Annotated in this window: 21 protein-coding genes; 3 read left to right on the forward strand and 18 right to left on the reverse strand. The window is 73.4% G+C overall.

The window, feature by feature from the left end:
- Nucleotides 1-46: 46 nt before the first annotated feature.
- From ACWDAS_RS00180 to rpe, 4 genes are all read right to left on the reverse strand, one after another.
- The gene (locus tag ACWDAS_RS00180; protein WP_450385911.1) at nucleotides 47-364 is read right to left on the reverse strand and encodes a barstar family protein; all 318 of its coding nucleotides are present in this window, start codon (nucleotides 362-364) and stop codon (nucleotides 47-49) included.
- Nucleotides 361-747, reverse strand: a complete 387-nt coding sequence (locus ACWDAS_RS00185) for a ribonuclease domain-containing protein (protein ID WP_450385913.1) — start codon at nucleotides 745-747, stop codon at nucleotides 361-363. Before ACWDAS_RS00185 ends, ACWDAS_RS00180 begins: the two co-directional genes overlap by 4 nt.
- Nucleotides 748-831: 84 nt before the next feature.
- Nucleotides 832-1,875 carry a sugar-binding transcriptional regulator gene (locus ACWDAS_RS00190; protein WP_450385915.1) on the reverse strand — a complete coding sequence of 348 codons (1,044 nt, stop codon included), beginning with the start codon at nucleotides 1,873-1,875 and terminating at the stop codon, nucleotides 832-834.
- A gap of 66 nt (nucleotides 1,876-1,941) precedes the next feature.
- Complete coding sequence (gene rpe, locus ACWDAS_RS00195; RefSeq protein ID WP_361802567.1) at nucleotides 1,942-2,607, reverse strand: ribulose-phosphate 3-epimerase; 666 nt, start codon at nucleotides 2,605-2,607, stop codon at nucleotides 1,942-1,944.
- A 148-nt stretch (nucleotides 2,608-2,755) separates the two neighbouring features.
- On the opposite strand from rpe, the gene ACWDAS_RS00200 reads away from it, so the two are divergent.
- A complete protein-coding gene (locus ACWDAS_RS00200) occupies nucleotides 2,756-4,906 on the forward strand; it encodes an MMPL family transporter (RefSeq protein ID WP_450385917.1) in 2,151 nt (716 codons plus the stop codon).
- A gap of 275 nt (nucleotides 4,907-5,181) precedes the next feature.
- Here the strand turns inward: ACWDAS_RS00200 and ACWDAS_RS00205 are convergent, their stop codons facing one another.
- Nucleotides 5,182-5,256 carry a 50S ribosomal protein bL37 gene (locus tag ACWDAS_RS00205; RefSeq protein ID WP_373297613.1) on the reverse strand — a complete coding sequence of 25 codons (75 nt, stop codon included), beginning with the start codon at nucleotides 5,254-5,256 and terminating at the stop codon, nucleotides 5,182-5,184.
- A gap of 127 nt (nucleotides 5,257-5,383) precedes the next feature.
- Entirely contained in the window at nucleotides 5,384-6,646 is a 1,263-nt protein-coding gene (locus ACWDAS_RS00210) for an FAD-binding protein (protein WP_450385919.1), read from the reverse strand.
- Nucleotides 6,647-7,037: 391 nt separating this feature from the next.
- Between ACWDAS_RS00210 and ACWDAS_RS00215 the strand changes: the two genes are divergently transcribed.
- Nucleotides 7,038-8,189, forward strand: a complete 1,152-nt coding sequence (locus ACWDAS_RS00215) for a glycoside hydrolase family 19 protein (protein ID WP_450385921.1) — start codon at nucleotides 7,038-7,040, stop codon at nucleotides 8,187-8,189.
- A 105-nt stretch (nucleotides 8,190-8,294) separates the two neighbouring features.
- Here ACWDAS_RS00215 and ACWDAS_RS00220 read toward each other — a convergent pair whose 3' ends face one another.
- The 3 genes from ACWDAS_RS00220 to def all read right to left on the reverse strand — a co-directional run bounded on the left by ACWDAS_RS00220 (nucleotide 8,295) and on the right by def (nucleotide 11,382).
- Nucleotides 8,295-9,791, reverse strand: coding sequence for an RsmB/NOP family class I SAM-dependent RNA methyltransferase (locus ACWDAS_RS00220; protein WP_450385923.1), 1,497 nt, complete (start codon nucleotides 9,789-9,791; stop codon nucleotides 8,295-8,297).
- An 80-nt stretch (nucleotides 9,792-9,871) separates the two neighbouring features.
- Nucleotides 9,872-10,804 carry a methionyl-tRNA formyltransferase gene (fmt, locus tag ACWDAS_RS00225; protein WP_450385925.1) on the reverse strand — a complete coding sequence of 311 codons (933 nt, stop codon included), beginning with the start codon at nucleotides 10,802-10,804 and terminating at the stop codon, nucleotides 9,872-9,874.
- Nucleotides 10,805-10,836: 32 nt separating this feature from the next.
- Nucleotides 10,837-11,382 carry a peptide deformylase gene (gene def, locus ACWDAS_RS00230; RefSeq protein WP_450385927.1) on the reverse strand — a complete coding sequence of 182 codons (546 nt, stop codon included), beginning with the start codon at nucleotides 11,380-11,382 and terminating at the stop codon, nucleotides 10,837-10,839.
- Between the two features lie 188 nt (nucleotides 11,383-11,570).
- On the opposite strand from def, the gene ACWDAS_RS00235 reads away from it, so the two are divergent.
- Nucleotides 11,571-12,083, forward strand: coding sequence for a hypothetical protein (locus tag ACWDAS_RS00235; protein WP_450385929.1), 513 nt, complete (start codon nucleotides 11,571-11,573; stop codon nucleotides 12,081-12,083).
- Between the two features lie 107 nt (nucleotides 12,084-12,190).
- Here the strand turns inward: ACWDAS_RS00235 and ACWDAS_RS00240 are convergent, their stop codons facing one another.
- The 9 genes from ACWDAS_RS00240 to ACWDAS_RS00280 all read right to left on the reverse strand — a co-directional run bounded on the left by ACWDAS_RS00240 (nucleotide 12,191) and on the right by ACWDAS_RS00280 (nucleotide 21,631).
- Nucleotides 12,191-12,670 carry a GNAT family N-acetyltransferase gene (locus ACWDAS_RS00240; RefSeq protein WP_450386583.1) on the reverse strand — a complete coding sequence of 160 codons (480 nt, stop codon included), beginning with the start codon at nucleotides 12,668-12,670 and terminating at the stop codon, nucleotides 12,191-12,193.
- Between the two features lie 67 nt (nucleotides 12,671-12,737).
- The gene (locus tag ACWDAS_RS00245) at nucleotides 12,738-14,885 is read right to left on the reverse strand and encodes a primosomal protein N' (RefSeq protein WP_450385931.1); all 2,148 of its coding nucleotides are present in this window, start codon (nucleotides 14,883-14,885) and stop codon (nucleotides 12,738-12,740) included.
- Between the two features lie 630 nt (nucleotides 14,886-15,515).
- Nucleotides 15,516-16,724 (reverse strand): methionine adenosyltransferase, encoded by a 1,209-nt coding sequence (gene metK, locus ACWDAS_RS00250; protein WP_450385933.1) that lies wholly within the window; start codon nucleotides 16,722-16,724, stop codon nucleotides 15,516-15,518.
- 203 nt (nucleotides 16,725-16,927) lie between these two features.
- Nucleotides 16,928-18,136, reverse strand: a complete 1,209-nt coding sequence (coaBC, locus tag ACWDAS_RS00255) for a bifunctional phosphopantothenoylcysteine decarboxylase/phosphopantothenate--cysteine ligase CoaBC (protein ID WP_450385935.1) — start codon at nucleotides 18,134-18,136, stop codon at nucleotides 16,928-16,930.
- Nucleotides 18,137-18,239: 103 nt separating this feature from the next.
- Nucleotides 18,240-18,512, reverse strand: a complete 273-nt coding sequence (gene rpoZ / locus ACWDAS_RS00260) for a DNA-directed RNA polymerase subunit omega (protein ID WP_450385937.1) — start codon at nucleotides 18,510-18,512, stop codon at nucleotides 18,240-18,242.
- 29 nt (nucleotides 18,513-18,541) lie between these two features.
- Nucleotides 18,542-19,099: a guanylate kinase gene (gene gmk / locus ACWDAS_RS00265; RefSeq protein WP_450385940.1), complete on the reverse strand. Its 558-nt coding sequence runs from the start codon at nucleotides 19,097-19,099 to the stop codon at nucleotides 18,542-18,544.
- Between the two features lie 38 nt (nucleotides 19,100-19,137).
- Nucleotides 19,138-19,461, reverse strand: a complete 324-nt coding sequence (locus ACWDAS_RS00270; protein ID WP_018564176.1) for an integration host factor — start codon at nucleotides 19,459-19,461, stop codon at nucleotides 19,138-19,140.
- Nucleotides 19,462-19,685: 224 nt separating this feature from the next.
- Nucleotides 19,686-20,519, reverse strand: a complete 834-nt coding sequence (pyrF, locus tag ACWDAS_RS00275) for an orotidine-5'-phosphate decarboxylase (protein ID WP_450385942.1) — start codon at nucleotides 20,517-20,519, stop codon at nucleotides 19,686-19,688.
- Nucleotides 20,516-21,631, reverse strand: a complete 1,116-nt coding sequence (locus tag ACWDAS_RS00280) for a quinone-dependent dihydroorotate dehydrogenase (RefSeq protein ID WP_450385944.1) — start codon at nucleotides 21,629-21,631, stop codon at nucleotides 20,516-20,518. Before ACWDAS_RS00280 ends, pyrF begins: the two co-directional genes overlap by 4 nt.
- Nucleotides 21,632-21,681: the final 50 nt, after the last annotated feature.

Below are 21,681 nucleotides of genomic sequence, written 5' to 3' on the forward strand. Positions count from 1 at the left end.
TTTTGCACGAGCAGGACCCGAATGAACACGGAGGAAACTCCGGTGCTCACGAAGGGTCGCTCGTAGGTTCCTCCAAAACGATCTCGAAGGGGAGCACCGCGGGGTCGTGGAAGGCGGCCGCGTCCGCGAGGACCCGGCGCGCGGTCTGCCACTCCCCCGGCTCGGCGGCCGCGAAGTCCTGCCAGCCGCGGACGACCAGACGCAGCCCGCCCCGCACGGGGTCCGGCAGGTCGGTGAGACAGTCGTACAGGGCGTCCCAGTTACGGCCGAACCAGTCCGGCAGCCGCAGCTGCTCGGCACTGCGGTCCATGAACGCGCTCTTGGTGGTGACCCCGTGGAGGTCCAGCACCGTCGTTGCCGTCATCTGCGGACCGCCCTGAAGCTCTTGTAGTGGTCGTCGGTGTAGTAGACCTCCCCGCCGGAGCCGGTGACGATGCGGCGGGCGCCGCGGTCCCGCTCCCCCGGGGTCGGCACGGTGTACTCGTGGTAGTGGCCGCGCGGGTGCGCCGGCAGGATGCCCTCGAAGTTGTTGAAGACCGAGCCGTCCTTCGGGTACGGGAAGGGGCCGCCCGCGTCGATCAGCCGGAGCGTCTCCCGAGCCTCGGCCGGAAGGTCGCCGGCGGCCACCGTCGGCAGCGCCGCGGCCGGCGCGACGGGCAGCGACGAGCAGCCGGTGAGCAGCAGCGTGAGACAGCCCAGCAGCGCGACGCCGACAACGGCGGCGCGGCGGGCGGCCCGGATCAGCATGCGACGACGGTCGGCATGCGGTGATGCTGCCACAGCACGGACGGCCCGGCGCGCCGCGGCGCGCCTGCGGACGGCCGCGGGGCCCTACGCGCCCTGGGCCCCCGCCGGGTCGGACCGGTCGAGGGCCGGGCGCGGCATGGGGGCGGTGGAGTCCAGCAGGTAGTCGGCGGCGGCGGTGTCCGTGACGATGCTGGTGACCAGGCCGGACCGGAGCACGGCGTCGACGGCGGCGGCCTTGCGCAACCCGCCGGCGATGGCGAGTACCTCGGGGATCCGGCGCAGGCGGTCCGCCTCGATCGTGATGCAGCGCTCGCCCAGGTCACGGCCGACCAGCCGGCCCTCGGCGTCGAAGAGGTGCGAGGACATCTCCGCGGCGACGCCGAGAGACGCGTAGTGCTCGCGCTCGGTCTCGGTCAGGGCGTCGTGGACGGTGGAGATGCCCGCCGCCCACGAGCCGATCGACACCACGGCCACGGTGACCTTGTCGAAGTAGCTCATGGCGGCCGCGATGCCGCTCTGGGCGCGCAGCGCGGCGGCGGTCGCCGGGTCGGGCAGCACCATGGGGGCGTACATCGGATGGGCCTCGCCGCCGGAGACGGCCGCGGCGGTGCGGACCGCCTCGACCGAGCCGCGGTCGGCGGTGCCCGCGTCGTACACGCCGGTGAGCTGGACGACGGTGCACGGCGCCAGCCGGTCGAGGGCGTTGGCCATGGTGATGATGGAGCGCCCCCAGGCGAGGCCGAGCACGTCGCCCTCGCTGACCAGTTCGCCGAGCAGCTGCGCGGCGACCGCGCCCAGGTTCTCCGGGTCGGGGCCGTCGGTCTCGTCGGCGGGCGACTCGACGACGACGGCGTGGCGGAGCCCGTAGCGGGCCCGCAGAGCGTCGGAGCGCTCGGCGTCGAGTTCCGCCGGGACCCTGATCTCGATGCGCACGAGGTCACGTTCGAGGGCGGTCTCCAGGACCCGGGCCACCTTGAAGCGGCTCACGCCGAACTCCTCGGCGATCTGGATCTTGGATTTTCCCTCCAGGTAGAAGCGGCGCGCCATCGCCGCCGCCTGGACCATCTCGCCGGGGCCCATGCGCACCCCTGTGCGGCCTGTGGTCACGTTCTCTCCCCAGTTGCCCATCTGATCGGCTCCGCGCTCATCCTCGCACGTACTCCGGAGTACCGGAGCACGGTGCCCACGGAGTGGTCAGTGTGCGCAGGCAGCCGCCGCCTGCTTGCGCAGCCCCCGCACGGCCTCGGCCGGGTCCTCGGCACCGTAGACGGCGGAACCGGCCACGAAGACGTCCGCGCCGGCCTCGGCGCAGCGCTCGATGGTGGCGGCCGAGACGCCGCCGTCGACCTGGAGCCACAGATCCAGGCCGTGCTTGTCGATCAGTTTCCGGGCCCGGCGGATCTTGGGGAGCATGATGTCGAGGAAGGCCTGGCCGCCGAAGCCGGGCTCCACGGTCATGATCAGCAGCATGTCGAGCTCGGGCAGCAGATCCTCGTACGGCTCGACGGGCGTGGCGGGCTTCAGCGCCATCGACGCCCGCGCGCCCTTGGCGCGGATCTCGCGCGCCAGGCGCACCGGCGCGGCGGCCGCCTCGACGTGGAAGGTGACGGAACTCGCGCCCGCCTCGACGTAGGCCGGGGCCCAGCGATCCGGATCGGCGATCATCAGGTGACAGTCGAGCGGGGTCTCGGTCGCCTTGCGGAGCGACTCCACAACCGGCACGCCGAGCGTCAGGTTGGGGACGAAGTGATTGTCCATCACATCGACGTGGAGCCAGTCCGCGCCCTCGACGGCCCGCGCCTCGTCGGCGAGCCGCGCGAAGTCGGCGGAGAGAATACTGGGGTTGATCTGCACGGCCATGCTCCCAGTATGGCGGTGGAAGCTCCCTGCCCGCGCACCGGGCTGACGGCTGTGGAAAACCACCCCGCACGGCCCTGCCGGGCGTGGGATGCTGTGCGGATCGAGAGCACTCCTCGGGGGACGCCTTGTCGAGGCGGAGGTGGCGGGTGTGAAGGCTGCACGCACTTGGGCGGGACTGGTCTGCGGCCGTCGCAGCAAATGGGCCGTGCTCGCCCTGTGGCTCCTCCTGCTGGTGGTCGTCGCGCCGCTGGCGCAGAAGCTCACCGACGCCCAGCGCAACGACTCCTCCTCCTGGCTGCCGGGCAGCGCGGAGTCCACCCAGGTGCTGGAGCTGCAGAAGCAGTTCCTGCCCGACACCGCCCCCGCGGTCGTGGTCTACGCGCGGCCCGGAGGACTGACCGACGCCGACCGTGCGACGGTCGATCAGGACGCCGCGCGGATACGGGAGATGACGGAGCACGGCGTCTTCGGCGGCCGCATTGTCGGCCCGGTGTACGAGCAGCGCCCGGCCGGCGCGCGTGCCGCGCAGCTCATCGTCCCGATCAGCGTGGACGAGGGCGGCTGGACGGGCCTCGCGGACGCGGTCGCCGACATCCGCGCGGTCACCGACGAGGACACCGGCGGCCTCGACGTCCACATCACCGGACCGGGCGGCTTCGCGGCCGACTCCGCGAAGGCCTTCGAGGGCATCGACGGCACCCTGCTGTACAGCGCGCTCGCCGTGGTCGTCGTCATCCTGCTGCTGACGTACCGCAGCGTCACCCTCATCCTGCTGCCGGTCGTCTCGGTCATCGGGGCGCTGTTCACCGCGCAGGCGGCCGTCTACCTGCTGGCCGAGCACGCGGACCTCGTCGTCAACGCGCAGAGCGCGGGCATCCTCACCGTCCTGGTGTTCGGCGCCGGAACGGACTACGCCCTGCTGCTGGTGGCCCGCTACCGCGAGGAGCTGCGACGCCACGAGGACCGGCACGAGGCCATGGCGCTGGCCCTGCACCGGGCGGGACCGGCGATCGTCGCCAGCGCCGCAACGGTCGCGGTGAGCATGCTCTGCCTGCTGGCCGCCGAGATGAACTCGACCTCCGGGCTCGGGCCGGTCGCCGCCGTCGGCATCGCCATCGGCCTGGCCGCGATGCTCACGCTCTTCCCCGCCCTGCTGGTCATCGTGGGCCGCTGGATCTTCTGGCCCGCGATCCCGCAGATGGGATCGGCCGAACCCACCCGCAGCGGGCTGTGGTCCCGGGTGGGGCGCCGTATCGACCGGCGGCCGCGCACCGTCTGGGTGGGCACCGCCGCCGTGCTGGCCGCGATGTCGCTGGGCCTGATCACTCTGGAGGCCGGAGGCCTGACCAACGCCGAGAGCTTCACCGGGACCCCCGACTCGGTCACCGGGCAGCAGGTCGAGGCACGCTACTTCCCCGCGGGCTCCGGGCAGCCGCTGGTGGTGATCGCCGACAAGGGAGCGGCGGAGGAGGTGAGGGCCGCGCTCGGCGGTGTGAAGGGCGTGGCCCCCGGCTCCACGGTCGTACCGCAAGGGGCGCCCGCGGAGAAGAACGGCCGCGTCTACCTGGAGGCCACCCTCAGCGACCCGGCCGACAGCCAGGCCGCCAAGGACACGGTGGACCGCGCCCGGGAAACCCTGCACGCCCTGCCCGGCGCCGACGCCAAGGTCGGCGGCGGTACGGCCGCCCAGCTCGACGCGGGCCGCGCCGCCGCGCACGACAACAAGCTGCTCATCCCCATGATCCTCGTCGTCGTGCTGGTGATCCTCGGCATCCTGCTGCGCGCCCTCACGGCCCCGCTGGTGCTCATCGGGACGGTGGTGCTCTCCTTCGCGGCCGCCCTCGGCGTCAGCGCGCTCGCGTTCCGCCACGTCTTCGGCTTCGAGGGCGAGGACACGGCCTTCCCGCTGTTCGTCTTCGTGTTCCTGGTGGCGCTGGGCATCGACTACAACATCTTCCTGATGACCCGGATCCGCGAGGAGACCGCGCTGTCCCGGACCCGCGAGGGGACCCTCACCGGCCTGGCGGCCACCGGCGGCGTCATCACCTCCGCGGGCCTCGTGCTCGCCGGCACGTTCGCGGCCCTGGCGACGCTGCCGGTCGTCGGCTTCGCCGAGATCGGCTTCGCGGTCGCCTTCGGCGTCCTTCTGGACACCCTGGTCGTGCGGTCGGTGCTGGTCACCGCGATCACCCTCGACCTGCGTCATCGCGTGTGGTGGCCCAGCCGGCTGGACCGGTCCCGGGCCGAACCGCCGGCCGAGGAACCGGCCGCATTGGACGCCCCGCGCGCCGGTACGTGAGGGCGGATGGTGGACGGGCGGTACCGCCGGGCACGGCGGCCCGCGCACCCTGATCCGGTGGATCCCGGAGGCCGCGGCGACGCCACCACTTCTCGCGATTCTCACGCCGCAAAGCCGACCGACCGCGCCAAAGGTGCCGGGCCGTACGCCGGTGCGGTTCGTCCACGCCCTGTGGCCGCCGCCCGGCCGGCGGGCCCGCACCCTTCCTCCGCGCCCTTCCACACGCACTGACCGCCCGCGCGGGGCGCGGGCGGTCATGTGCGGTACGACGCGTCTCACGCGTTGGGACGCTTGCCGTGGTTGGCGCCCTTCTTCTTCCGGGCGCGCCGCTTGTTACCACGCTTGGACATGATGCCCAACTCTCTCATATGGGACATTTCGGCCGCCGTCAGTCTATGACCGCCCCGGAGGGGGAGCATTTTGGTGCCGGGGCGGGGGTGGGGGCGGGGCCGGGCGCGTGGCCGCCCCTGTGTGTCGTCAGCCCGGGAAGTGCTCCCGCATGAAGGCGTTGCCGAAGGTGCCCGAGGGGTCCCGTCGCGCGACGAGACCCCGGAAGTCGTCGTACCGCGGGTAGAGCGTGCGCAGGGCGTCGGGGGACGGGGTGAAGAGCTTGCCCCAGTGCGGCCGGGCGGAGAAGGGCGCCAGGGCCTCCTCGACAACCTTGAGCGCCTGCGTCACCGCCGGGGTGTCCGGGATCCAGGTGAAGTGGAAGGCGACGCTGTCACGGCCGTGGGCGGGGCTGAGCCACAGGGAGTCCGCCGCCACGCTGCGGATCTCGCCGATCTGCACCACGGGGGCGAACCGCTCCCGCACGCGCCACAGGGCGTCGAACGCGGCCGGGGCGTCGCGCCGGTCGACGAAGTACTCCGACTGGATCTCCTCCCCGCTGCTCGGGGTGAACTCCAGCCGGAAGTGCGGCAGCCGCTCGTGCCAGGGCCCGACGACGCCCTGCTGCGGCGTGCAGTGCCCGGCCGGCATGCCGGGGATCGGATGCCTGTCCCCGTCGGCCAGGACGGCCCCGTGCCACCGCTCAGGAGCCTGCCGCGCACCGTCCCCGTCCCCCTCGACGCGCTCCTTGAGCCACACCTGGTCGGCCGCGCGATCGCGCCACCGGGTGAACACCGAGACGCTGTACGCGGCGGACATCACCGCGTCGAAGTCCCGGCGGAAGTCCTGCTCCGGCATGTCCTCGTAGACCCACTGCCGCATGGCGAAGGCGGGGACGAGGTCGAGCGTGAGCCGGGTGACGATGCCGATGGCGCCCAGGGCGACGACGGATCCGTCGAAGTCCGGGTCGCCGCGCCTGATCTCGACGCACTCGCCGTCGGCGGTGACCATGGTCAGCGCGCGCACCGCCGTGGCCAGGCAGCCGTTCGCCGTGCCGGAGCCGTGCGTGCCGGTGGCGCACGCGCCGGCGACGGAGATGTGCGGCAGGGAGCCGAGGTTGTGCAGCGCGAGGCCCGCGTCGTCGATCGCCCGGACGATCTCACCGAAGCGCAGCCCGGAACTCACCGTGGCGGTGCGGGCGGTCCGGTCGACGTCGATCAGGGCGGGCAGCCGTGAGGTCGAGATGTGCTCGCCGTCGGTGTCCGCGATGGTGCTGAACGAGTGCCGGGTGCCGAGGGCCCGGACCCGGCCGGAGCGGGCCACGATCTCCTGCAGCTCGGCAACGGACTCCGGGTGGTGGAGCCGTCGTGCGGTGAAGGCGATGTTGCCGCCCCAGTTGCTCTCCGCGGACATCGCGGTGGTTCCTTCCTGTCGCGGTTCGGCGCCCAGCGCGAGGTGCGACGGCTGAGCAGCTCGAGGGTGTTCCGGTTCCATGGTGACGGTTGCCGCTGCCGAGGAGCATCGCGCGGTCGCCGCGCCGGCGAGCCGGGAACCGCAGGAAGGGGAGGAGAGTCCGAGGCCACATGGTCCGCCAGTGTTGACGTGACCTCGTCAGCCTGTCATGGTCTAGACCTAAGCCGGGCCCAACGGGACGGTGCCGTAGGCCAGTTCACATCACCCGACACACGACACATGCCGCGCCCCCGCGTGATCTCCGCCGATCCGCGCCGACCGTGCGGGGCACCCCGCAAAGCTCCCTCCCCCCACCACCTCGGCCCCGGGCCGGGTAAGGAGCGACTCCCCCATGTCCACGTTCCTCGCCAGAAGGCTCCCGGCCGGGCGTGCCGCCCTGGGCCCGTCCGTCGTGTTCGCCGTACTCGCCGCGATCCTCGCCACGCTGTTCGTCGCGACTCCGTCCGCCCGGGCGGCGGACGGCCAGATCACCGGGCTGGCCGGTAAATGCGTCGACGTCGCGGCGGCGAACAGCGCCAACGGCACCGCCGTGCAGCTCTACGACTGCAACGGGACCAACGCCCAGCGCTGGTCCAACCCCGGCGACGGCACGCTGCGCGCGCTCGGCAAGTGCCTCGACGTCGTCGACCGCAGCACCGCCGACGGGGCCGCGGTCCAGCTGTGGGACTGCTCCGGGGGCGCCAACCAGCAGTGGGTGGTCACCGCGGCCCACGACATCGTCAACCCCGCCGCGAACAAGTGCCTGGACGTCCGGGACAACAACTCCGCCAACGCCACCCGGCTGCAGATCTGGAGCTGCACCGGAGGGGCCAACCAGAAGTGGAACGCCCCCGCGAGCGGCGGTGGCGGAGGCACCGACCCCTCCGGATTCGTCGTCAGCGAGGCCCAGTTCAACCAGATGTTCCCGGGCCGCAACGGCTTCTACACCTACAGCGGCCTGGTCGCGGCCCTGTCCGAGTACCCCGGCTTCGCCAACACCGGCAGCGACACCGTGAAGAAGCAGGAGGCCGCCGCCTTCCTGGCCAACGTCAGCCACGAGACGGGCGGCCTGGTGTACGTGGTCGAGCAGAACACGGCCAACTACCCCCACTACTGCGACTGGGGCCAGCCCTACGGCTGCCCGGCCGGTCAGTCCGCCTACTACGGCCGCGGCCCCATCCAGCTCAGCTGGAACTTCAACTACAAGGCCGCCGGCGACGCCCTCGGCATCGACCTGCTGGGCAACCCCTGGCGGGTCGAGCAGGACGCGGCCGTCGCCTGGAAGACCGGCCTGTGGTACTGGAACACCCAAAACGGCCCCGGCACGATGACCCCGCACAACGCCATGGTGAACCAGGCCGGCTTCGGCCAGACCATCCGCTCCATCAACGGCTCCCTCGAATGCGACGGCCGCAACCCCGCCCAGGTCCAGAGCCGCGTCAACAACTACCAGCAGTTCACGGGAATCCTCGGGGTCAGCCCGGGCGCCGACCTCTACTGCTGAGCGACCCACGGCCGACGGTGTGCCGCCCGGACGCCCGGGCGGCGCACCGTCATCGCGTCACACCGCCGGCCCCGCCGGCCGGGGATCCGCGGGACGGGCTGCCGCTCAGTCGCCGGTGCGGCGCAGCAGGGCTAGGTACATCGCGTCGGTGCCGTGCAGGTGGGGCCAGAGCTGGACGTCGGGGCCCTCGCCCAGGTCGGGGACGCCGGGCATCAGGGGGCGGGCGTCGACCCATTCGGCGCGGACGGCTCCGGGGCGGCCCAGGACGTCCTCGACGACGGCGCGGGTCTCGGCGGCGTGCGGCGAGCAGGTCGCGTAGCCGACGACGCCGCCGACGCGCACCGCGCGCAGGGCGGACTCCAGCAGGCCGCGCTGCAGGGGTGCGAAGCCCGCGACGTCCTCGGCGCGGCGGCGCCAGCGGGCCTCGGGGCGGCGGCGCAGGGCGCCCAGGCCGGTGCAGGGCACGTCGACCAGGACGCGGTCGAAGGCCCCGGGGCGCCAGGCGGGGCGGGTGCCGTCGGCGACGATCACCTCGTACGGGCCGGGGTTGCCGGACAGGGCACGGGCGACGAGCCGGGCGCGGTGCGGCTGCTTCTCGGAGGCGACCAGGGCCGCCCCGCGCTCCGCCGCGAGCGCGCCGAGCAGGGCCGCCTTGCCGCCGGGGCCCGCGCAGCCGTCCAGCCAGAGCCGGTCCGGGCCCTCGCCCAGCGGGGCCGAGGCCAGGGCGGCGGCGACGAGCTGGCTGCCCTCGTCCTGGACGCCGGCGCGGCCCTCGCGCACGGCCTCGACGGTCGCGGGGTCGCCGCCCTCGGTGAGCCGGACCGCGAAGGGCGACCAGCGGCCGGGGAGCGTGGCGTCCGCCGGGAGCGCGTCGGCGAGCTCCTGCGGCGTGGCGCGTCCCGGCCGGGCCACCAGGGTGACCTCGGGGCGCTCGTTGTCCGCGGCGAGCAGCTCCTCGATGCCGGCGCGCCCGCCGCCCAGGGAGTCCCACAGGGCCGAGACGATCCACCGCGGGTGCGAGTGGACGACGGCGAGGTGGTCCTCGGGGTCCTCGTCGTACGGCGGCGCCACGTCGTCCAGCCAGGCGTCCAGGTCCTTCGCCGCGATCCGGCGCAGCACGGCGTTGACGAACTTCGCCCTGCCGTCGCCGAGGACCACGCGGGCCAGCTCGACGGTGGCGGACACCGCGGCGTGCGTGGGGATGCGGGTGCCCAGCAGCTGGTGCGTGCCGAGCGACAGCACGTCCAGCACGGGCAGGTCGACCTCGCGCAGCGGCCGGTCGACGCAGGCCGCGATGACGGCGTCGTACGTGCCCTGGCGGCGCAGGGTGCCGTAGACCAGCTCGGTGGCGAGCGCCGCGTCGCGCCGGTCGAACTCCCGGCCCTTGCGCGCCGCCTCGGCCTCGGCCTCGCGCAGCAGCGCGGGCATGACGAGGTTGGCGTACGCGTCGCGCTCGTCGACCGCCCGCAGTGCCTCGAACGCCAGGATGCGCACCGGGTCGCGCTGGGGCTTGCGGTAGGGCCGGCCGCCCTGCGGGGGCCTGCCCTGGGTGCGGCCCTGGCGGGCGGCGGGATGCGGTCGGCGGCGTGACGGTTCGCTCACGTGAAAGGTGCTCCGGGAGTGTCGGTGGTACGGCGGGGCGCGGTGCGCCCCCGCTTCGAGCGTACGTGGGGCTCGCGCGGTTACGCGCCGAGCCTTTCGCCGGAGGGCACGCGGACACCGCGGGCCCAGTCGGCGGCGGGCATCGGCTTCTTGCCCTGCGGGCGCACCTCGCCGAGCTCGACCGCGTGGCTGCCCGTGCCGACGTACACGGCGCGCTTGGTGACCTCGAGCTCGCCGGGGGCCAGGTCGGTGCGCTCGGCGAGCAGGGTGACCGTGCCGATCTTGAGCCGTTCGCCGCCGAAGAGGGTCCAGGCGCCGGGCGCGGGGGTGCAACCGCGGACCACCCGGTCCACGCGCAGGGCGGGGGCGTTCCAGTCGACGCGGGCGTCCTCGACGGTGATCTTCGGTGCCAGGCTGACGCCCTCGGCCGGCTGCGGGCGGGCCTCCAGGGTGCCGTCCTCGATGCCGTCCATCGTGGCGGCCAGCAGCTTCGCGCCGCTGTGCGAGAGCCGGGTGAGCAGGTCGCCGCTGGTGTCCCGGGGGCGGACGTCCTCGGTGACGACGCCGTAGACCGGTCCCGAGTCGAGGCCCTCCTCGATGAGGAAGGTCGCGGCGCCGGTGACCTCGTCACCGGCCATGACCGCGTGCTGCACGGGAGCGGCGCCGCGCCAGGCGGGAAGCAGGGAGAAGTGCAGGTTGACCCAGCCGTGGGCGGGCACGTCGAGGGCCACGCGCGGCAGCAGCGCGCCGTAGGCGACGACCGGGCAGCAGTCGGGGGCGATCTCGCGGAGCCGGGCGAGGAAGTCCTCGTCGCGGGGCTTGGCGGGCTTGAGGACCTCGATGCCGGCCTCCTCCGCGCGCTGGGCCACCGGGCTGGCGACGAGCTTGCGGCCGCGGCCCGCCGTGGCGTCCGGCCGGGTGACGACGGCGACGACCTCGTGCCGGCCGGAGGCGATCAGGGCGTCGAGGGCGGGGACGGCGACCTCGGGGGTGCCGGCGAAGACGAGCCTCATGCGTGCGGGGTGCCTTTCTCCAGTGCGCGGCTCTACAGTGCGCGGCCGAACGTGCTGTGGGGGGAGACACGGACCTGGGGCGCGGGCTGCCCGGTCCACTCGGCCTCGCGTATCGCCTTCATCGCGGCCTTGCGCTGCTCGCGGTCGAGGCGGTCGATGAAGATGATGCCGTCGAGGTGGTCGGTCTCGTGCTGGATGCAGCGGGCGAGCAGCTGGGTGCCCTCGATGGTCACCGGGTCGCCGTGCATGTTGAAGCCCTTGGCGACGACCCCGTAGGCACGCTTGGTGTCGAAGCGGAGGCCGGGCAGGGAGAGGCAGCCCTCGGGGCCGTCCTGCTCGTCGTCGCTCAGGCTGAGGTCGGGGTTGACCAGGTGGCCGAGCTCCCCGTCGACGTAATACGTGAACACCCGCAGCGAGACGCCGATCTGAGGGGCCGCCAGGCCGGCGCCCGGGGCGTCCCGCATGGTCTCCTCGAGGTCCTTGACGAGGGTGCGCAGCTCTTTGTCGAAGACGGTCACGGGCTGCGCCTTCATGCGCAGCACGGGGTCGCCGAAGAGGCGGATCGGCTGGATGGACACGCGGTGGCTCCGTGGTCGTACGGTGACAGGGCAACCGCCCCAGTCTATGGGCCGGTGGAGTGGGGGCGCGCACTGCTGCGCACGCCCCCTGGAGGGTACGATGCGCCCCTTATGCGTGACTCCACGGGAGTCTGGCGCGTTGGGTCAAAGGAGATTGACCCACAAGAGCCGGTTCGAGAGGCCAGTTGATGCCCGAACACGCAACTCACGACGCCCAGGCCAGGGCGAGCCTTCACCTGCTGGTGCGGGACATCGAGCGGGTCCGCCGACAGGTCGACGCCCTGCGCACCCTCACCGCCCAGCTGGGCAATGTCTACCGTCCCCGGCGGGGCGGACCGTCCGCGGGATTCGTGGTCTACGGCCGTGCCCCCGCCCCGACCGTCCGCCTCGCCCAGGAGCTGCGGGACAGCGTCGAGACCCTGGTGACCGCGGCCGTCGAGTTCGACCGGTCCCTGGGCTTCAGCTGGGACGCCGTCGGCTCCGCGCTGGGCGTCACCAAGCAGGCCGTCCACCGGCGGTACGGCAACCGGCGCACCGCGCCGGCGGGCCCGGCCGTGGCGGAGGTGCACGGCGAGCCCCCGGCCCCGGCCCCGGCCGCCGTGCCGTCCGTCCCGGCGGCCCGCGCGATGCCCGCGCACGCCGCTCCGGCCGCCCGCGACGAGGCCGTCCCCGGCGCCGTCCCCTCCCCGCGCACCGGCTGACCCGGCGTCTCCCGAAGCACATCCCCGCCCCGCCGCCCGCCACGCCGACGGGACGGACGCCGGGGCGGGCGCCGGGGCGGGCGGGTGCGCGGCCGGACGCGCCGCGGTCAGGGCCGCGGACGCTCCGGCGACGGTCCGTCCAGCTCCCGCTCCCCCACCGTCTGGCCCCCGCTTGTCTCCCCGGTCGGCCGGAAGCCGAGCCCCAGGTAGGAGCGTTCCGGGCCGTTGTCGCCGGGATGCCAGCTGGTGGTGATCCGGGTGCCGCCCCGGTGGCGGATCTCGGCGGCCACGGACTCGACCGCGAACCTGCCGTAGCCGCGGCCCTGCTCGCCCGCCGCGATGGCGAGGCGCCAGAGGCCGGAGCGCAGGTCGGCGCCACTTCCGTCACCCGCGAAATCGATGTCGAAGTACGCCATGAGGAAACCGACGACCCGGTCGCCGTCGAGGATGAGCCGGGGCCAGGCCGTCTCCCCGTACGCGTACGCCTCCGCCAGGGACTTCACGACCGGTGCCACCAGGTGCTCTTGGTCGGGGCGGACCTTCAGGCCGATGGCGGCGCCGACGTTGGCAGGCGTGATCTTCTCCAGGCGGGCATGGTTGTCATGACCACCACCCTAGAACGGTGGATCAAGCGTTTTTCGTACGGGGCGGCCGCTATCCGATGTCCGGGGGGTCGATGCGCACGCGGACGGGGTCGGGCTCCTTGCGGGCGATGCGGGCCGTCTGCGCGGACTTGAGGGCCGCCGCCAGAGCGGCCCCGTTGCCGGGCGGTACGCGCAGCAGCACGCGCTCCCAGCGTTCACCGGGAGGGGTGTCGCCGGAACGGCGGGGCCGCGCCGGATCGACGATCGGCAGCGGGACCGGCCCGAGGACATCGGTGCCCTCCGGGAGCCGGACGGTGGCCAGCAGATCGGCGACGGCGGCGGGGCGGCCGCTGACCGATGCCATCCGGGAGACCGGCGGGAAGCCCAGCTCCGCCCGTTCGGCCAGCTCGCGCACCGCGTGGCCGACCGGATCCCAGCGGACCAGGGCCTGCACGGGCCGGAGTGTGGGCTCCGCGAGGACGACCACCGTGCCGCCCTCGCCGGCCGGGCGCACCAGGGCCGCCGCCGCGGCCCAGCGGCGCAGGGTCTCCTCCCCCGCCCGCAGGTCCGGGCGGTTGAGCAGGGCCCAGCCGTCCAGCAGCAGCGCGGCCGCGTACCCGCCCTCGGCGACCGGTTCGGCACCCGGGGTCGAGATCACCAGCGCGGGGGTGTCCGGCACCGATGCCAGCACGCCGTCGCGCCCCGATGTCCGCACGGGCACCTTGGGGAACGCCCGGCCCAGCTCGTCGGCGGTACGGCGGGCGCCGACCACCTGGGCGCGCAGGCGGAAGCCGCCGCACTCCTTGCAGTGCCAGGCCGCCTCGGGCCGCCCGCACCAGCCGCAGTGCGGCGCGCTGTCGCCGTCGCCGAGCTCCAGCGGCCCGGCGCAGTGCGCGCACCGCGCGGGCTCACGGCACCGCTCGCAGGCCAGCCGCGGCACATAGCCCCGCCGGGGCACCTGCACCAGCACCGGGCCGCGCTGCAGCGCCTCCCGCGTGACCTGCCACGCCACCGAGGGCAGCCGCGCCGCGCGCGCGGCGGCGTCCCGCGCCTCGTCGCCCTCGCCGACCGTACGCACCAGGGGCGCGGCGGCCCGTACCCGCTCGCGTGGCGCGGTGAGCGGCAGGGCCCACTGGGTGTCGACCAGCTGCGCGCCCTCCACGGTGCAGGTGAGTCCGCCCAGCAGGAAGCCCGCGCGCTCCTCAGCGGCCCGCAGCAGCAGGACGTCCCGGGCGTGGGGCTGCGGCGCGTGCTGCTCGGCGTGGCTGGAGTCGCCGTCGTCCCAGAGCACGGCCAGCCCCAGGTCCGCCACCGGCGCGAACATCGCGGCCCGGGTGCCGACGACGGCGCGTACGCTGCCCCGGCTCACCGCGAGCCAGCGTCGGTACCGCTCCTCGGGGCCGGCGTCCGCGGTCAGCAGCACATGGCGGCCCTCGCCGACGAGTGCCGTCAGCGCCTCGTCGACGCGCGCGGCGGCACGGCCGTCCGGCACGACGGCCAGGGCCCCGCGCCCCGACGCCAGCGCCGCCGCCATCGCGCGGGCGATCTCCTCCGGCCAGTACGGACCGGGCAGCGCCGTCCACACCGCTCGCGGGGTGTCACCGCGCGCCAGTGCCTGCAGGAACGCCGGCCCCGTCGGGTAACGCAGCCACGGCCCCGGCTCGGGGGCGCGCGGCGCCGGCAGCGGCTCCCGTGCCGGCTCGGCCTCGACCTTGGCCCGGCGGGGCGGCACCGCGAGCTGCACGATGTCGGCGAGGGCGCCCGCATAGCGGTCGGCGACGGCGCGGCAGAGCCGGAGCAGCCCCGGGGTCAGCACCTCTTCGGGCGACAGCACTTGAGCGAGCGGGGCGAGGGGGCCGCGGTAGTCGCTCTCGGGCAGCCGGTCCACGATGAAGCCGTCGTGCAGCTCCCCGCCCTCACGGCGGCCGCCCTTGACCACGCGCCCGCCGAACCGCACCCGGACGCGCACGCCGGGCTGCGCCTCGGTGTCCATCGCGGCGGGCACCGCGTAGTCGAAGTACTGGTCGAGGTGGAGCAGGCCCTTGTCGACCAGGACGCGGGCCACCGGCAGCCCCTCGGCCAGCGCCGCCCCCCGCCAGGTCCGCGGCTTGGCGCGGGGCTCCTTGGCCTTGCGCACCGTCTCCCGGATGAGCGCGAGCTGCTCTCCCCCGTGCGGCTCCGCCGCCGGGGGTACGTGCTGGTCGTCCTCGCTGCTCACAGCCTCAGTGTTACCAGACGCCTCCGACATCCGGCCCCGCGCGCGGGCGTCCTGGGCCCGCGTACGCGCGTCGCTCGGCACGTGCCGGTCGCTCCACCGGCCCTGGGAGGCCCCAGGGGACCGGCTTCTCCCATCGCGGGTCGCGCTTCGGGCCCAGCGGCGCCTCATCACCTCACCCGCGCCCCACGCCTCCCGGACGGAGGGCGCGCGGGCAGCCGTCTGCGTCAAGGCGACGGCACGCAAGACGGGTTCGCAGGCAGCCGGGGCACGTCGCAGGTTCGGGGCGGAGCACGTCCGTTCTGCCTGCCGCGGACACCGCGTTGAGCCCCGTCGTGGCCTCTGTTGCCGGGCGGCTGCCGCCGCAGCGGCAACGGAGGGGCCCGCGCGCGCAGCAGCGGACCCTGGGAGCCGCCCACCGGGCGATCCGGGCGTCAGCAAGGCCATGGCCGGCCAGTGCCGCACGCCACGCCCCCGTGATCGCACAGGTCCCGCCCCGCAGGCCCACGCAGCGGCCCGCGATGCCGCCCACCGCGTCCGGTCGGCCCGCGCCCCCGGATTCGCCCCAAGCACGCCGACGGCCCCGGACCTTGCGGTCCGGGGCCGTCGTCAGGCCGTGGGGCCGGGGCGTGCCTACAGACCCGCCGCCTGGCGCAGCGCGTCGACGCGGTCGGTGCGCTCCCAGGTGAAGTCCGGAAGCTCACGGCCGAAGTGGCCGTAGGCCGCGGTCTGGGCGTAGATCGGGCGGAGCAGGTCGAGGTCGCGGATGATCGCGGCCGGGCGCAGGTCGAAGACCTGGCTGATGGCCTGCTCGATCTTCTCGTGGTCCACCGTGTGGGTGCCGAAGGTCTCGACGAAGAGACCGACGGGCTCGGCCTTGCCGATCGCGTACGCGACCTGGACCTCGCAGCGCGAGGCGAGGCCCGCGGCGACGACGTTCTTGGCGACCCAGCGCATGGCGTACGCGGCGGAGCGGTCGACCTTGGACGGGTCCTTGCCGGAGAAGGCGCCGCCGCCGTGGCGGGCCATGCCGCCGTAGGTGTCGATGATGATCTTGCGGCCGGTGAGGCCGGCGTCGCCCATCGGGCCGCCGATCTCGAAGCGCCCGGTCGGGTTGACCAGCAGCCGGTAGCCCTCGGTGTCGATCTTGATGCCGTCGTCGAGCAGCGCCTTCAGCTCCGGCTCCACGACGAACTCGCGGATGTCGGGCGCCAGCAGCGACTCGAGGTCGATGTCGCTGGCGTGCTGCGAGGAGACGACGACGGTGTCGAGGCGCACGGCCTTGTCGTCGTTGTACTCGATGGTGACCTGGGTCTTGCCGTCGGGCCGCAGGTAGGGGATGGTCCCGTTCTTGCGGACCTCGGTGAGCCGCCGGGACAGCCGGTGGGCCAGCGTGATCGGGAGCGGCATCAGCTCGGGGGTCTCGTCGCAGGCGTAGCCGAACATCAGGCCCTGGTCGCCGGCACCCTGCCGGTCGAGCTCGTCGTCGTCGCCTTCCACCCGGCTCTCGTAGGCCGTGTCGACACCCTGGGCGATGTCCGGGGACTGCGCACCGATGGAGACCGAGACACCGCAGGACGCGCCGTCGAAGCCCTTCTTCGACGAGTCGTAGCCGATGTCGAGGATCTTGTTCCGCACCAGGGTCGCGATGTCGGCGTAGCCCTTGGTGGTGACCTCTCCGGCGACGTGCACCAGACCGGTGGTGATCAACGTCTCGACGGCGACGCGCGAGGAGGGGTCCTCCTTGAGCAGGGCGTCGAGGATCGTGTCGCTGATCTGGTCAGCGATCTTGTCGGGGTGACCCTCGGTCACGGACTCCGAGGTGAACAGGCGGCGGGACACATCGCTCCCTGGGGTTGCAGCGGCTGCTGGCTGATCATTTGTGGCTCGCGCGGGGCTGCGCCCGGCGGGCCATGGGTCAGTTTATCGTTCGACTCCTGCGCAGGACACGACATCTCGCACCTTGGATATGCCGTGACCTGCGACACTGTGCATCACCTCGGGACGGAACGCCAGTAGCGCACACATACCGTCCCGAAGTGTCATCAGATCAGCCGGGCGGCGACCAGGTCCCAGACCTGCTCCGCGAGGGCCTCCTTGGGCCCGTACGGCACCGGGGTCTCGCTGCCGTCGGCGCCGAGTACGACCGCCTCGTTCTCCTCGGAGCCGAAGGCCTTGTGGTCACCGACCTCGTTGACGACCAGCAGGTCACAGCCCTTGCGAGCGAGCTTGGCCCGACCGTTGGCCAGGACGTCGTCGGTCTCGGCGGCGAAACCGACGACGATCTGGGCGGGATGCGCCCGTTCGGCTGACAGCTCGGCGAGCACGTCGGGGTTGCGTACCAGCTCCAGGGGCGCGGGCTCCTCGCCGTCCTTCTTCTTGATCTTGCCCTCGGCGTAGCGGGCCGGGCGGAAGTCGGCGACGGCGGCGGCCATGACCACCGCGTCGGCGTCGGACGCGGCCTTCAGGACGGCCTCGCGCAGCTGCACCGCGGTGCCGACGCGCACCACGTCCGCCCCTGCCGGGTCCGCGAGGCCGGTGTTGGCGGCGATCAGGGTGACCCGGGCGCCCCGGGCGAGGGCGGTGCGGGCGAGGGCGTAGCCCTGCTTGCCGGAGGAGCGGTTGCCCAGGTAGCGCACCGGGTCGAGGGGCTCGCGGGTGCCGCCGGCGCTGATGACGACGTGGCGCCCGGCCAGGTCGGTCTCCAGGGCGCGGCGGCCGCGCAGCAGCACCCGCCTGCAGGCCTCGAAGATCTCGGCCGGCTCGGGCAGCCGCCCCTTGCCCGTGTCGACGCCGGTGAGGCGGCCGACGGCGGGCTCGAGGACGATCGCGCCGCGGCGGCGCAGCGTCGCCACGTTCTCCTGGGTGGCGGCGTGCTCCCACATCTCGGTGTGCATGGCGGGCACGAACACCACGGGACAGCGCGCGGTCAGCAGAGTGTTGGTCAGCAGGTCGTCGGCGAGACCGTGGGCGGCCTTGGCGAGCACGTCCGCTGTGGCGGGGGCGACCACGACCAGGTCGGCGCCCTGCCCGATGCGCACGTGCGGCACCTCGTGCACGCTCTCCCACACCTCGGTCGAGACCGGGTTGCCGGACAGCGCCGACCAGGTGGCCTCACCGACGAAGTGCAGCGCCGAGGCCGTGGGCACGACCCGTACGTCGTGACCCGACTCGGTGAACCGGCGCAGCAGCTCGCACGCCTTGTAGGCGGCGATCCCGCCGCTCACGCCCAGGACGACCTGTGGCTTTCCCATCGTCTCTCCCGCGCAGTGTTGGACCCGTGTGCGTACTACCCCATGACACACCACGGGCCCGGCGGCCGTGCCGCCGGGCCCGTGGTGGAATGCCTGGGCTTCGTTACTGGACCGGGCCCTCGACGGCCTCGGAGGTCAGCAGACCCGCGTTGATCTCGCGCAGCGCGATCGACAGCGGCTTCTCGTGCACGTGGGTGTCGACGAGCGGGCCGACGTACTCGAGCAGGCCCTCGCCGAGCTGCGAGTAGTACGCGTTGATCTGACGGGCACGCTTGGCCGCGTAGATCACGAGGCTGTACTTCGAGTCGGTGGCCTCGAGCAGCTCGTCGATCGGCGGGTTGATGATGCCCTCGGGTGAGGTGATGGAAGAGGACACGCTCTACCTTCCGATTGGGTGCAAAAAGATCAGACTACGGCCATCAAGGCTAGCAGCTCGCGCGCGACGTCCTCGACGGAGGTGTTGACCAGGGTCGTGTCGAACTCCGGCTCGGCCGCCAGCTCGACCCGCGCGGCCTCCAGCCGCCGCTCGATGACCTCGGGCGGCTCGGTGCCCCGGCCGGTGAGCCGGCGGACCAGCTCGTCCCAGCTGGGCGGCGCGAGGAAGACCAGCTGCGCCTCGGGCATCGACTCGCGCACCTGGCGGGCGCCCTGCAGGTCGATCTCCAGCAGGACCGGCTCGCCGGCCTCCAGGCGCTTCAGCACGGCCTGGCGCGGCGTGCCGTAGCGGTTCCCCGCGAACTCGGCCCACTCCAGCAGTTCGCCGTTGGCGACGAGCTTGTCGAACTCGTCGTTCTCGACGAAGTAGTAGTGCACCCCGTGCTTCTCACCGGGGCGGGGCTTGCGGGTGGTGGCCGAGACGGAGAGCCACACCTCGGGGTGGACTGTGCGCATATGAGCGACGACCGTGCTCTTGCCGACCCCCGAGGGGCCGGAGAGCACGGTCAGCCGCGGACGTTCACTCATGGAGCGATTATCCCGGTTCCCGGAGGGTGCTGGGAACGTCAGGCAGCGGGGCTGCCGAACTCGCGCTCCAGGGACGCGATCTGGTTGGAACCGAGCCCGCGGACCCGGCGGCTCTCGGAGATGCCGAGCCGCTCCATGATCTGCTTGGCGCGGACCTTGCCCACGCCGGGCAGGGACTCCAGGAGGGCGGAGACCTTCATCTTGCCGATGACGTCGTTCTCCTGGCCCTGCTTGATGACCTCGTGCAGCGAGGCGCCGGAGTGCTTGAGCCGATTCTTGACCTCGGCGCGCTCCCGGCGAGCCGCGGCGGCCTTCTCGAGCGCGGCAGCGCGCTGTTCAGGGGTAAGGGGCGGAAGAGCCACGCCTACGTCACCTCGGAAGTAGAACTGTCGGATACGGACCGGTGTGGAACCTAGTCGCCCCCCACCTGCAGGGGCAACGTGAAACGCGCACCTTGCGCGCTCTCGTCGGAGACTAGCGGCCCCAGCGGCCGCAGTCAGCGCAAACAAGAAGAAAAGTCCTGGTCAGCGTCAACCGACCAGGACTTTTGGGACAAATCTGCGCAGGTTTCCGGACGTCTTGACCGCTACTTGACGACCGCGGCGAGTTGTGCGGCCTCTCTTTCCGCCCCTTCGCGCAGTGCCGCGAGCGACGGTCCGAGCTTCAGCACGCCCCTGCTGACGCTCGGGACGACGTTGCGGACGGCGTCGCCGAAGACCCGTGGGAGGTCGGCCGCCGTCGCGCCCTGGGCGCCGATGCCGGGGGCGAGCAGGGGTCCGTTGACGGCGAGGTCCACCCCCGCCTCGTCGAGGGTCGCGCCGACGACCGCGCCGACCGATCCGAGCGGGTGGTCGCCCGCGTTCTCGTCGGCGATGTGGTTCAGCATCACCTGGGCGAGGGATGTGCCGTCCGCCGCGGTTGACCGCTGCACCTCGGCGCCCTCCGGATTGGAGGTCAGGGCGAGCACGAAGACGCCGCTGCCGCTCGCCCGGGCCGCGTCCAGAGCGGGACGCAGCGAACCGAAGCCCAGGTAAGGGCTGACGGTGACCGCGTCCGAGAACAGCGGTGAGGCCGGGTCCAGGTAGGTGGCGGCGTACGCGGCCATGGTGGAGCCGATGTCGCCGCGCTTGGCGTCCATCAGCACCAGCGCGCCGGCGGCGCGGGCCTCGGCGACGGCCGCCTCCAGGACGGCGATGCCGCGCGAGCCGAAGCGCTCGAAGAACGCGCTCTGCGGCTTGAGGACGGCGACCCGGTCGGCCAGGGCCTCCACCACGGTGCGGGTGAAGCGCTCCAGGCCCGCGACGTCGTCCTCCAGTCCCCAGGCGTCGAGCAGCGAAGAGTGCGGGTCGATGCCGACGCAGAGCGGTCCGCGGGTGTCCATGGCGCGGCGCAGCCGTGCGCCGAAGGGCTCGGGGTTCATTGCGGGGTGGCCGCCTTCCTGGTCTCGGCGCCGACGGCGTCGGCGAGGGTGGCGTACGGGCTGGCCCGCAGCAGTGCGGCAAGGTCCCGGTGGATCGTGCGGCACCAGAAGGGCCCCTCGTAGATGAAGGCGCTGTAGCCCTGGACGAGGGTGGCGCCGGCCAGGACGCGCTGCCACACGTCCTCGGCGGTCTCCACGCCGCCGACCCCGACGAGGGTGATGCGGTCGCCGACGCGGGCGTACAGCCGGCGCAGCACCTCCAGGGAGCGCTCCTTGAGGGGGGCGCCGGACAGGCCGCCGGTCTCCTTGACCAGCGCGGCGTCGGAGCGCAGGCCGAGGCCGTCGCGGGCGATGGTGGTGTTGGTGGCGATGATGCCGTCCAGGCCGAGTTCGAGGGCGAGGTCGGCGACGGCGTCCACGTCCTCGTCGGCCAGGTCGGGGGCGATCTTGACCAGGAGCGGGACACGGCGTCCGGTGACGGTGCGGTCGGCGGCCTCGCGCACGGCGCTCAGCAGCGGCCGGAGGTGGTCGACCGCCTGCAGGTTCCGCAGTCCGGGGGTGTTGGGCGAGGAGACGTTGACGACGAGGTAGTCGGCGTGGTGGGCGAGCCGCTCGGTCGAGGTGACGTAGTCGGCGACCGCCTCCTCCTCCGGGACGACCTTGGTCTTGCCGATGTTGACGCCGACCGTCGTCGGGAAGACCGCCCGGCGGGCGGCGAGGCGCGCGGCGACCGCGGCGGAGCCCTCGTTGTTGAAGCCCATGCGGTTGATCAGGGCGCGGTCGGCGACCAGGCGGAACAGCCGCTGCCTGGGGTTGCCGGGCTGCGGCTGGGCGGTGACGGTGCCGATCTCGACGTGGTCGAAGCCGAGCATGGTGAGCCCGTCGATGCCGACCGCGTTCTTGTCGAAGCCGGCGGCGAGCCCGAAGGGGCCGTGCATCCGCCGGCCCAGGGCTTCGGTGCGCAGTACGGGGTACCGCGGCGCGAGCAGCGCGGCGACGAAGGTGCGCAAGCCGGGGATGCGGGCGGCGAGCCGGATCCATCCGAAGGCGAGGTGGTGGGCCTGCTCGGGGTCGAGGCGCTTGAAGATCAGGTTGAACAGGAGGGAGTACATGCGAAGCCTTCTACGGCGGGCGAGGGGACGAGGGGCTCATGAAGAGGGGG

Source organism: Streptomyces sp. NPDC001070, assembly GCF_053598835.1.

What these genes read in the sequence shown, in the direction of transcription:
- ACWDAS_RS00280 (WP_450385944.1), bottom strand. Translation starts at nt 21,631, where the DNA reads ATGTACTCCCTCCTGTTCAACCTGATCTTCAAGCGCCTCGACCCCGAG.
- rpe (WP_361802567.1), bottom strand. Translation starts at nt 2,607, where the DNA reads ATGGCCGTGCAGATCAACCCCAGTATTCTCTCCGCCGACTTCGCGCGG.
- pyrF (WP_450385942.1), bottom strand. Translation starts at nt 20,519, where the DNA reads ATGAACCCCGAGCCCTTCGGCGCACGGCTGCGCCGCGCCATGGACACC.
- fmt (WP_450385925.1), bottom strand. Translation starts at nt 10,804, where the DNA reads ATGAGGCTCGTCTTCGCCGGCACCCCCGAGGTCGCCGTCCCCGCCCTC.
- ACWDAS_RS00180 (WP_450385911.1), bottom strand. Translation starts at nt 364, where the DNA reads ATGACGGCAACGACGGTGCTGGACCTCCACGGGGTCACCACCAAGAGC.
- ACWDAS_RS00215 (WP_450385921.1), top strand. Translation starts at nt 7,038, where the DNA reads ATGTCCACGTTCCTCGCCAGAAGGCTCCCGGCCGGGCGTGCCGCCCTG.
- ACWDAS_RS00185 (WP_450385913.1), bottom strand. Translation starts at nt 747, where the DNA reads ATGCTGATCCGGGCCGCCCGCCGCGCCGCCGTTGTCGGCGTCGCGCTG.
- gmk (WP_450385940.1), bottom strand. Translation starts at nt 19,099, where the DNA reads ATGAGTGAACGTCCGCGGCTGACCGTGCTCTCCGGCCCCTCGGGGGTC.
- ACWDAS_RS00235 (WP_450385929.1), top strand. Translation starts at nt 11,571, where the DNA reads ATGCCCGAACACGCAACTCACGACGCCCAGGCCAGGGCGAGCCTTCAC.
- ACWDAS_RS00190 (WP_450385915.1), bottom strand. Translation starts at nt 1,875, where the DNA reads ATGGGCAACTGGGGAGAGAACGTGACCACAGGCCGCACAGGGGTGCGC.
- coaBC (WP_450385935.1), bottom strand. Translation starts at nt 18,136, where the DNA reads ATGGGAAAGCCACAGGTCGTCCTGGGCGTGAGCGGCGGGATCGCCGCC.
- ACWDAS_RS00210 (WP_450385919.1), bottom strand. Translation starts at nt 6,646, where the DNA reads ATGTCCGCGGAGAGCAACTGGGGCGGCAACATCGCCTTCACCGCACGA.